Annotated in this window: 8 protein-coding genes; 7 read left to right on the top strand and 1 reads right to left on the bottom strand. The window is 70.0% G+C overall.

What is annotated here, in order from left to right:
- Positions 1 to 308: 308 nt before the first annotated feature.
- The 7 genes from mtnA to ADL01_RS13540 all read left to right on the top strand — a co-directional run bounded on the left by mtnA (position 309) and on the right by ADL01_RS13540 (position 9,125).
- Positions 309 to 1,454 carry an S-methyl-5-thioribose-1-phosphate isomerase gene (gene mtnA, locus ADL01_RS13510; protein ID WP_053742213.1) on the top strand — a complete coding sequence of 382 codons (1,146 nt, stop codon included), beginning with the start codon at positions 309 to 311 and terminating at the stop codon, positions 1,452 to 1,454.
- A gap of 8 nt (positions 1,455 to 1,462) precedes the next feature.
- Positions 1,463 to 2,152: a two-component system response regulator MtrA gene (gene mtrA, locus ADL01_RS13515; protein ID WP_189148219.1), complete on the top strand. Its 690-nt coding sequence runs from the start codon at positions 1,463 to 1,465 to the stop codon at positions 2,150 to 2,152.
- A 1-nt stretch (position 2,153) separates the two neighbouring features.
- Positions 2,154 to 4,226, top strand: coding sequence for an MtrAB system histidine kinase MtrB (gene mtrB / locus ADL01_RS13520; RefSeq protein WP_053742214.1), 2,073 nt, complete (start codon positions 2,154 to 2,156; stop codon positions 4,224 to 4,226).
- Complete coding sequence (locus tag ADL01_RS13525) at positions 4,216 to 6,114, top strand: LpqB family beta-propeller domain-containing protein (RefSeq protein ID WP_107090884.1); 1,899 nt, start codon at positions 4,216 to 4,218, stop codon at positions 6,112 to 6,114. The genes mtrB and ADL01_RS13525 overlap by 11 nt, the downstream gene beginning before the upstream one ends.
- Positions 6,115 to 6,265: 151 nt before the next feature.
- Entirely contained in the window at positions 6,266 to 7,165 is a 900-nt protein-coding gene (locus tag ADL01_RS13530) for a ComF family protein (RefSeq protein WP_053742218.1), read from the top strand.
- Between the two features lie 315 nt (positions 7,166 to 7,480).
- Positions 7,481 to 8,176 carry a ribosome hibernation-promoting factor, HPF/YfiA family gene (hpf, locus tag ADL01_RS13535; protein WP_405772443.1) on the top strand — a complete coding sequence of 232 codons (696 nt, stop codon included), beginning with the start codon at positions 7,481 to 7,483 and terminating at the stop codon, positions 8,174 to 8,176.
- A gap of 202 nt (positions 8,177 to 8,378) precedes the next feature.
- A complete protein-coding gene (locus ADL01_RS13540; protein WP_053742216.1) occupies positions 8,379 to 9,125 on the top strand; it encodes a response regulator in 747 nt (248 codons plus the stop codon).
- A 7-nt stretch (positions 9,126 to 9,132) separates the two neighbouring features.
- Here ADL01_RS13540 and ADL01_RS13545 read toward each other — a convergent pair.
- Positions 9,133 to 10,086 (bottom strand): winged helix-turn-helix domain-containing protein (locus tag ADL01_RS13545; RefSeq protein ID WP_053742217.1); only part of this gene is annotated, 954 nt, incomplete at its 5' end.

The raw sequence follows: 10,086 nt of genomic DNA on the forward strand, positions 1-10,086 counted from the left end.
GGCGGGTGGGGGCTGTTTCTGGGACCAGTTCGGGCCGGGGCCTGCTGGGTCGTGGGGCGGCTGGTCCGCGGGTTGCGCGGGATCAGGCCGGTTGGCTGGGGCGGACGCGCCGGGCTGCTGCCCTTCGGAGGGGGCGGATCCGGGCGAGGCCCAGCCCGGAGTGTCGTTCATCGTCGCTCCTTCACGGTGCCCGTCCGCGTTCGCGGCAGGTTGGCAGCCATCGTGCCATGGGGAGAGTCCAGGGAGATCGGCCCCCGTAGGGGCTGCGTACCTTCAATAGTCCGACGGAGAAGGGGCAGACTGGACGGATGGCTGATCAGTACGCGCAAATCCGCGAGGACAACCGGCCCACCGAGATACCGGCGATCCGCTGGGACGAACCGCCCGAGGGTCCGGTGCTGGTTCTTCTCGACCAGACGAGACTGCCCGCCGAGGAGGTGGAGCTGGTCTGCACGGACGCGCCCGCGCTGGTGGCGGCGATCCGTTCGCTGGCCGTGCGTGGGGCGCCGCTGCTCGGCATCGCCGGGGCGTACGGGGTCGCGCTCGCCGCCGTACGGGGCTTCGACGTGGACGAGGCGGCCGACGCGCTGGCGCAGGCCCGGCCCACCGCGGTGAACCTCGCTGGCGGGGTCCGCAGGGCCCTGGGCGCCTATCGTGCGGAGCTTGCGAGGGGCGGTGACCTTGAGCAGGCAGCCGCGGCCGCGCTGGCCGCCGCGCGGGCGCTGCACCGGGAGGACGCAGAGGCCAGCGCGCGGATGGCGATGCACGGGCTCGCGCTGCTGGACGAGCTGCTGCCCGGCGGCGGGCACCGGCTGCTCACGCACTGCAACACCGGCTCGCTGGTGTCGGGCGGCGAGGGAACGGCGTTCGCGGTGGCGCTGTCGGCACACCGGGAGGGGCGGCTGAGCAGGCTCTGGGTGGACGAAACGCGTCCGTTGCTGCAAGGTGCTCGCCTGACGGCGTATGAGGCGGCGCGCAGCGGAATGGCGTACACCTTGCTCACGGACAACGCCGCGGGCTCTCTGTTCGCCGCAGGCAAGGTGGACGCGGTGCTGATCGGTGCTGATCGGATCGCGGCCGACGGGTCGGTGGCGAACAAGGTGGGGAGCTATCCGCTCGCCGTGCTGGCCCGGTACCACCACGTGCCGTTCATCGTGGTGGCGCCGGTGACGACGGTGGATCCGGACACCCCCGACGGGGCGTCCATCGAGGTGGAACAGCGTGCCGGGCATGAAGTGACGGAGATCGCCGCACCTCAGGTGCCGGTGGCGGGAGCGGAAGCGGGAGGCGGGATTCAGGTGGCACCCCTGGGCACCCAGGCGTACAACCCGGCGTTCGATGTGACGCCTCCCGAGTTGGTGACGGCGATTGTCACCGAAGCGGGCGTTGTTTCGCCCGTGACGGCTGAGGCGCTGGTAGAGCTGTGTGACAGGTCACGACAGGTAACGATTTAGTTAATGGGATGATGTCGTTTATGAAGGGACGAGTCCTTGTCGTCGATGACGACACCGCACTGGCCGAGATGCTCGGCATTGTGTTGCGTGGTGAAGGTTTTGAGCCGTCTTTCGTAGCTGACGGCGACAAGGCGCTGGCCGCTTTCCGTGAGTCCAAGCCCGATCTGGTGCTCCTGGACCTGATGCTTCCCGGCCGGGACGGTATCGAGGTGTGCCGCCTGATCAGGGCGGAGTCCGGGGTACCGATCGTGATGCTCACGGCCAAGAGCGACACCGTCGATGTCGTCGTGGGCCTGGAGTCGGGTGCCGATGACTACATCGTGAAGCCGTTCAAGCCGAAGGAGCTGGTCGCCCGGATCCGGGCGCGGCTGCGGCGGTCGGAGGAGCCCGCGCCCGAGCAGTTGGCCATAGGCGACCTGCTCATTGACGTCGCCGGTCACTCCGTGAAGCGGGACGGGCAGTCGATCGCGCTGACGCCTCTCGAGTTCGATCTGCTGGTGGCGCTCGCGCGCAAGCCGTGGCAGGTGTTCACCCGAGAGGTGCTTCTCGAGCAGGTCTGGGGGTACCGCCACGCGGCGGACACCCGGCTGGTCAACGTTCATGTGCAGCGGCTGCGCTCCAAGGTCGAGAAGGACCCGGAGCGCCCGGAGATCGTGGTGACCGTCCGTGGCGTCGGTTACAAGGCAGGACCGAGCTGACATGTCCGAGGACAGTGCCGCTTCGCCCCCCGGGCGTTCCGGGGGGCGTACGGGGCGGCCTGTCGGGCGGCAGAAGGTGAGCAGGGCCGGCTCCGGCTGGCGGCAGTTCTTCGAGGGCGGGCTGCTTCAGGGCGGTGTCCAGGGCAGCCCGGTCCTTCGGCTGTTCATACGCTGGGTGCGGCGGCCGCTGCTGCCCGTCATGCGGCTGTGGCGGCGCAACATCCAGCTCAAGGTCGTGGCCACGACGCTGCTGATGTCGCTTGGCGTGGTCCTGCTGCTCGGCTTCGTCGTCATCGGACAGGTGCGCAACGGGCTTCTGGACGCCAAGGTGAAGGCCTCGCAGAGCCAGGCCGCGGGCGGGTTCGCGGCGGCCAAGCAGAACGCTGATACGGCGGCCAGCACCAGTGGGGACGACGGTTCCGGTACGGGCGGTCGCCCCGCGCAGACCCTCATCCCGTGGATGAGTGACCTGGTGGAGTCCCTCTCCAGCGGCGGCCAGGGAGCCTTCGACGTCGTGACGCTCCCGGTCGGTCCGGGGGGCGACGACGGCGGCAGCGGCCGTGGGGCGCGCGCCTCCGGCTGGGTGGACCCGACGGCGAGCGTGCCCGACGCGCTGCGCGCGCGGGTCGACAGCAGCCCGCTGATGGCCCAGAGCTACACCCGCGTCATCTACACCAACGGTATGGACTCGCAGCCCACGCTGATCGTCGGCAAGCAGGTCGATGACCCGAACGGTGACCCGTACCAGCTGTACTACCTCTTCCCGCTCACGCAGGAGGAGAAGTCGCTGAGCCTCGTCAAGGGGACGCTGGCGACGGCCGGGCTGTTCGTCGTCGTACTTCTGGGGGCCATCGCCTGGCTTGTGGTGCGGCAGGTCGTGACGCCCGTGCGGATGGCGGCGGGGATCGCCGAACGGCTGTCCGCCGGGCGGCTGCAGGAGCGGATGAAGGTCACCGGCGAGGACGACATCGCGCGGCTCGGCGAGGCCTTCAACAAGATGGCGCAGAATCTCCAGCTGAAGATCCAGCAGCTGGAGGAGCTGTCGCGGATGCAGCGGCGGTTCGTGTCCGACGTGTCGCACGAACTGCGGACGCCGCTGACGACCGTACGGATGGCCGCCGATGTCATCCATGACGCGCGCGTGGACTTCGATCCGGTGACCGCGCGGTCGGCGGAACTGCTCGCCGATCAGCTGGACCGGTTCGAGACGCTGCTCGCGGACCTGCTGGAGATCAGCCGGTTCGACGCGGGCGCGGCGGCGCTGGAGGCCGAGCCGATAGACCTCAGGCAGGTCGTACGGCGGGTGGTGAGCGGTGCGGAGCCGCTGGCCGAGCGCAAGGGGACGACGGTACGGGTGGTCGGCGATCAGCAGCCTGTCGTGGCGGAGGCCGATGCGCGGCGCGTGGAGCGGGTGCTGCGCAACCTCGTCGTCAACGCTGTGGAGCACGGCGAGGGCAAGGACGTCGTGGTGAAGCTGGCGGCCGCGGGCGGTGCGGTCGCTGTGGCCGTGCGTGACTACGGGGTCGGGCTGAAGCCCGGTGAGGCGACCCGGGTCTTCAGCCGCTTCTGGCGGGCCGACCCGGCACGCGCGCGTACCACCGGCGGTACGGGCCTCGGCCTGTCCATCGCGCTGGAGGACGCCCGGCTGCACGGCGGCTGGCTGCAGGCGTGGGGCGAGCCGGGCGGCGGTTCGCAGTTCCGGCTGACGCTGCCGCGCACCGCCGACGAGCCCCTGCGGGGCTCACCGATACCGCTGGAGCCCAGGGACTCCCGGCGTCATCGGGAACTCAACGACGCGGGTCTGCCGCGCGCCGGCGGCGACAAGCTCGCCACGGTGCCGGTGCAGACGGCGGTCGCCGAACCGCGGCCGATAGCGCCGAGGACGGCCGCCGTGGCCCCGTCCGCCGACCCCACGGCGCTGCCCGGCAGCGGCGCCCGTGTGGTGCCGCGTCCGGGCGGCGGCGCTCGGCGGGACGATGTGCCCGGTACGGAGGCGCACCACTCGGACACGGCGTTCTCCAATGCCGGGCCGGAGCGTGTGGACGAGCAAGGGGAGGCATTTCGTGGGCCCTGACCGCGAGCGGGACGGCCGACGGCGGGAAACGGCTCGCGCGGTGGTGTACGCTGCCTGTGGAGCCGTTCTGCTGGCCGGATGCGCCTCGATGCCCGACAGCGGGGATCTGCGCGGAGTCGAGTCCACGCCCCGGCAGGACGCCCAGGTACGGGTCTTCGCCCGGGCGCCCCACGAGAACGCCCCGCCGGGGCAGATCGTCCAGGGCTTTCTGGAGGCTCTGACCAGCGACGATCCGCATTACGAGACGGCGCGCAAGTACCTGACGGCGCGTGCCGCGAAGGACTGGCGGCCCGACGCGTCGATCACGGTGCTGGACGGCGGGCCCACTGCCGACGCCGTCCGCACGGGCAGCCGGGCCGACACCGACGACTACGCGTCCACGCTGACCGGCGGCAGGTTCGCCACGCTGGACTCCCGGCAGTCGTACGAACCCGCCGACGGGCAGTACCGGGCGACGCTGCACCTGACGCGTGAGAAGAAGGACGGGCAGTGGCGCATCGACGATCTGCCGCAGGGCGTCGTCATGGGGAAGTCGGACTTCCTGCGCAACTACACGTCCGTCAATAAGTACTACTTCGCTTCGAACACGCCGTCGGAGTCGGACGCGCAGCCCGTGTCCGTCGCCGATCCGGTCTACGTCCGCAAGAAGGTCGACCCGATGACGCAGACGGTGAGTTCGCTGCTGAAGGGCCCCTCGCGCTGGCTGGGACCGGTCGTCAGGTCGAGTTTCCCCACCGGTACGACGCTCAAGAAGGGCGTCACCTCGCTGGCTCCCGACGATCAGAACCGGTTGACGGTGCCGCTCAACGACAAGGCGAACCGGGTGGGGCTGGTGAAGTGCACCGAGATGGCGGCCCAGCTCCTCTACACGCTGCAGGACCTGACGCCCACGGGTGTCGAGGAGGTCGACCTGCAGCGCGCCAACGGCAGCCAGCTGTGCGTCCTCCGTAAGAACGGGGCCGAGGACATCGCCGCGCGCGGGGTGCTGCAGAGCCCCGAGTTCCAGTACTTCATCGACGGCAAGCACCGCCTCGTCCGCGTGGCCGGCGACGACAGTCCCGCCGCCCAGGTCTCCCCGGTCCCGGGCGCGCTCGGCGACGGCGACAAGCAACTGCGGGCCGCGGCGGTCTCGCGCGACGAGGACAGCGCGGCCGGGGTCTCCCTGGACGGCAGCACGCTGTATGTAGGGTCGCTGGTGTCCGGCGGATCGCTCGGTGAGCCCGTGCTGACCAGCCAGGGCGCCACCAAGACCGACCGGCTGACCACACCCAGCTGGGACCGCGACGGAGACCTGTGGGTGGCCGACCGCAACCCCAAGAAGCCTCGGCTGCTGCTCCTGGCCAAGGGCGCGGGCGAGCCCCTGGAGGTCAGGACGCCGGGGCTCGACGGGCGTATCGAAGCCGTACGGGTGGCCGCCGACGGGGTCCGGATCGCGCTCATCGTGGAGAAGGGCGGCCTGCGGTCCCTGTACATCGGGCGGATCGAGCGGGACGAGCGGTCGGCGCAGGGGAAGACGCCGGCGGAACCGGGGCGGGCGGCTGGGCAGAAGGCCGGCGAGCGGACGGTCGTGTCGGTCTTCGAACTGGACTCCGTGACACCACAGTTGGAGGAGGTCACCGCCATGTCGTGGGCCGGGGACAGCCGGCTCGTGGTGGTGGGGCGTGAGCAGGGCGGCGTGCAGCAGATGGGATACGTGCAGGTCGACGGCTCGACGCCGGTGGGGTCGGCGCCGGCCGCGCTGACCGGCGTGAAGGGCATCGCCGCGTCCGAGGACGAGAGGCTGCCGCTGGTGGCGTACTCGGAGGAGGACGGCATCGTGCGGCTGCTGCCGGGTTCCAAGTGGCAGAAGCTGGTCAACAAGGGGTCTGCTCCCGTGTATCCGGGGTGAGATCCAGGTCGCGTGTTTGTTGTGACGGCCCGTCGGAGGTTTCGGCGGGCCGTCGGTGTGTCCGGGGGCTGTTCGTGGCTGTGCGGAGTTGTCCACAGGAGGTTGTCCACAGGGGTGGCCGAGTCGCGCGGGTGTTGGCACAGTGGTGCGCATGCGGGGGTGGTGGCAGGACCTCGGTGACCTGGTGCTGCCGGCCGAGTGCGGAGGCTGCGGGATGCCTCGCACGGTGCTCTGCCCGGAGTGCCGTGCCGCCTTGAACGGGGCCGTACCGGGCCGGGTGCGACCGGTGCCCGAGCCGCTCGGGCTGCCGGTGGTGCACGCGGCGGCCCGGTACGAGGACGAGGTGCGCGCGGTGCTCCTCGCGCACAAGGAAAGGGGTGTGCTGGCACTCGCGGGGCCGCTCGGGACGGCTCTGGCGGGAGCTGTGCGGGCAGGGCTCCACGGGGTTTTGCCCGGTCGTACGGGAGTGCTGCTCGTTCCGGTGCCGTCCGCACGGCGGGCCGTACGAGCCCGAGGGCATGATCCGGCCCGGCGGATCGCGCTCGCGGCGGCGGGTGAACTGCGCGGGTCCGGAGCGCCGGCCCGGGTGCTGGCGGTGCTGCGGCAGCGCCGTGCCGTGGCCGATCAGTCGGGCCTCAACTCCCGGCAGCGGCTGGACAATCTCGCGGGCGCGCTGAGCGTGGCGCCCGGGGGCGGACGGTTACTTGCCGGGGCGGGTGCGGTCGTGCTGGTCGACGATCTGATGACGACCGGCGCCTCGCTCGCCGAGGCCGCGCGTGCCGTACGGGAAGCGGTCGGTTGCGAAGAGGCGGCGGGGATGGCAGGGCCGGAGTGGGCGGGAGGGGTGGGGGACGTGAGGAGAGTGAGAAACGCCGTGTACTCGGACGCGAGACGGGAAAGCAGAGTGCAGCGGCATACTGCAGCCGAGGTTGCGGGTCCGGAGCGAGGGCCGGGAGCGCCGGGAATGGTGGCGGCCAGCGCCTTCGGCGGCATGATCTGCGCGGCTGTGGTCGCTGCGACGCCTGATTCTTTCGAAATAAACTGGAACTGACCGCGAACTTGCATCGTTGCAGGTAGTGAGAGGGTCAATTCACTGGAACGGAGGTACGCGGCAGTAGAGGGTGACGACATACGTCCGGGCGAGATATGTTCGGTTGTGAGGGAAAGCCGCAGGCCACACCTCGCAAATCCGAATGCCGTGCTGCGGGTTTTCGCTAATCACCCCAGCAGCCCGAGTGGGGATCTTGCCCATGGGGGAGGAGGAGGTGGAAGTCACCGAGTCCGAGGTTCCGGGGCACACCGGAGCCTGGTGCAAAAGGGAGACGCTCCGCCACTGAAGCGGGGCGATCCGGGAACGGAGTTCTGCGTGGACATCGTCGTCAAGGGACGCAAGACCGAGGTGCCCGAGCGGTTCCGGAAGCACGTGGCCGAGAAGCTGAAGCTGGACAGAATCCAGAAGCTCGACGGCAAAGTGATCAGCCTCGACGTCGAGGTTTCCAAGGAGCCCAACCCCCGGCAGGCCGACCGCTCCGACCGAGTGGAGATCACGCTTCACTCCCGCGGTCCGGTGATCCGGGCGGAAGCGGCGGCAAGCGACCCGTACGCGGCACTCGACCTCGCGGCGGACAAGCTCGAGGCCCGGCTGCGCAAGCAGCACGACAAGCGTTACACCCGCCGAGGCGCCGGACGGCTGACAGCCGCCGAGGTCGCCGACCACGTCCCGGACGCGGCAACGCTGAACGGCAATGGTCACCCCGTCCACGACGAAGACGCGGACGGTGTGCCCGTCAAGAGGATCGGCTCGCTGGAAGTGAAGGGCGAAGGCCCCCTCATCGTCCGCGAGAAGACCCACGTCGCCTCCCCGATGACGCTTGACCAGGCCCTCTACGAGATGGAACTGGTCGGGCACGACTTCTATCTGTTCGTCGACTCCGAGACCAAGGAACCGAGTGTCGTCTACCGGCGGCACGCGTACGACTACGGCGTGATCCACCTCAACACGGACCCGATGGTCGCCAGCCAGGCGCACTCCCCCGCGGCGGGTGGCACGCTGGGTGGCTGACCGCCCCCGGTGACAGCCGACGGGTGCCCCTGGAGCGCGTGTGCGCCCCCAGGGGCACCCGTGTGCGACCCCTCGGGGGTCCGCACTGTCACCGCGGTGTCGCCCAGGCATGGAATCATGGCCGCACGGCTCAACCGGTGGGCCGTTGCCTTGGGTTGGCGATGGCACAGGACCACAGGCCACAGCCTCAGGGGGAGGAACGATGGCGGACAGCTTCGGACCGATGCAGGTCGGGCATGCCGACGACGGCGGCACCGACATGGGCCCGGACGCGGGCGCCTCGCGCAAGGAGCCGATCAGAGTCCTTGTCGTGGACGACCACGCCCTGTTCCGCCGCGGACTGGAGATCGTGCTCGCGGCCGAGGAGGACATCCAGGTCGTCGGTGAGGCGGGGGACGGTGCGGAGGCCGTCGACAAGGCTGCCGATCTGCTGCCCGACATCGTCCTGATGGACGTACGGATGCCGAAGCGCGGGGGGATCGAGGCGTGCACCTCCATCAAGGAGGTCGCGCCCAGCGCCAAGATCATCATGCTGACGATCAGCGATGAGGAAGCCGATCTGTACGAAGCGATCAAGGCGGGCGCGACCGGTTATCTCCTCAAGGAGATCTCCACCGACGAGGTGGCCACGGCCATTCGCGCGGTGGCTGACGGGCAGTCGCAGATCAGCCCCTCGATGGCGTCGAAACTGCTCACCGAATTCAAGTCGATGATCCAGCGGACGGACGAGCGGCGACTGGTACCCGCCCCGCGGCTCACTGATCGCGAGCTGGAAGTGCTCAAGCTGGTCGCCACCGGGATGAACAACCGCGATATCGCCAAAGAGCTGTTCATCTCCGAGAACACCGTGAAGAACCATGTGCGCAACATCCTGGAGAAGTTGCAGCTGCACTCCAGGATGGAGGCGGTGGTCTACGCGATGCGGGAGAAGATCCTCGAGATCCGGTAGCGGCGAGTTACCCGAGGGTCTGTGCCAGTTCCCTTGTCAGGGGGGTGCGCAGGTCCGGGGCGTCGACCCGCTCCACTCGTACGTTCGTGCAGTTCACCCAGCTTGCCGCTTCCAGCAGGGCCTGGGCCACCGCCGGGACCGCCTTGGGGCCGTTGAGGGTGACCTGCCTGGCCACCAGGGTGTTGCCCTCCCGCGCGGGGTCCACTCTTCCGACCAGGTGGCCGCCGGCGAGGACCGGCATCGCGAAGTAGCCGTACACGCGCTTCGGCTTGGGGACGTAGGCCTCCAGGCGGTGGGTGAAACCGAAGATCCGTTCGGTGCGGGCCCGTTCCCAGATCAGGGAGTCGAAGGGGGAGAGCAGGGTCGTACGGTGGCGGCCGCGCGGGGGTGACTCCAGGGCCGCCGGGTCGGCCCAGGCCGGTTTGCCCCACCCCTCGACCGTGACGGGGACCAGACCCGAGTCCGCGATCACCGCGTCGACCTGCTCCGCCTTCAGCCGGTGGTAGTCGGCGATGTCCGCGCGGGTGCCGACGCCCAGGGACTGGGCCGCGAGGCGGACCAGGCGGCGCAGGCATTCGGTGTCGTCGAGGTCGTCGTGCAGCAGCGGGTCCGGGATGGCGCGCTCGGCGAGGTCGTACACCCGCTTCCAGCCCCGGCGTTCTACGCACACCACCTCGCCGTACATCAGGGCGCGTTCGACGGCGACCTTGGTGCCGGACCAGTCCCACCACTCGCTGGTGCGTTTCGCGCCGCCCAACTCCGTTGCCGTGAGGGGGCCTTGTGTGCGGAGTTGCTTGATGACCTGGTCGTACACGCCTGGTGGGAGGTCGTGGTTCCAGTGGGGGCGGGAGCGGTAGGCGCGGCGGCGGAAGGCGAAGTGGGGCCACTCCTCCACGGGGAGGATGCAGGCGGCGTGGGACCAGTATTCGAAGGCGTGGGGGTGGGGGTTGGGGCGGTGGTG

The sequence above is a fragment of the Streptomyces sp. NRRL WC-3618 genome (assembly GCF_001280005.1).
Taxonomy (GTDB): domain Bacteria; phylum Actinomycetota; class Actinomycetes; order Streptomycetales; family Streptomycetaceae; genus Streptomyces.

Bases quoted from the DNA above. Each gene is read 5' to 3' on its own strand.
- mtnA (WP_053742213.1), top strand. From the start codon at position 309: ATGGCTGATCAGTACGCGCAAATCCGCGAGGACAACCGGCCCACCGAG.
- mtrA (WP_189148219.1), top strand. From the start codon at position 1,463: ATGATGTCGTTTATGAAGGGACGAGTCCTTGTCGTCGATGACGACACC.
- mtrB (WP_053742214.1), top strand. From the start codon at position 2,154: ATGTCCGAGGACAGTGCCGCTTCGCCCCCCGGGCGTTCCGGGGGGCGT.
- ADL01_RS13530 (WP_053742218.1), top strand. From the start codon at position 6,266: ATGCGGGGGTGGTGGCAGGACCTCGGTGACCTGGTGCTGCCGGCCGAG.
- ADL01_RS13540 (WP_053742216.1), top strand. From the start codon at position 8,379: ATGGCGGACAGCTTCGGACCGATGCAGGTCGGGCATGCCGACGACGGC.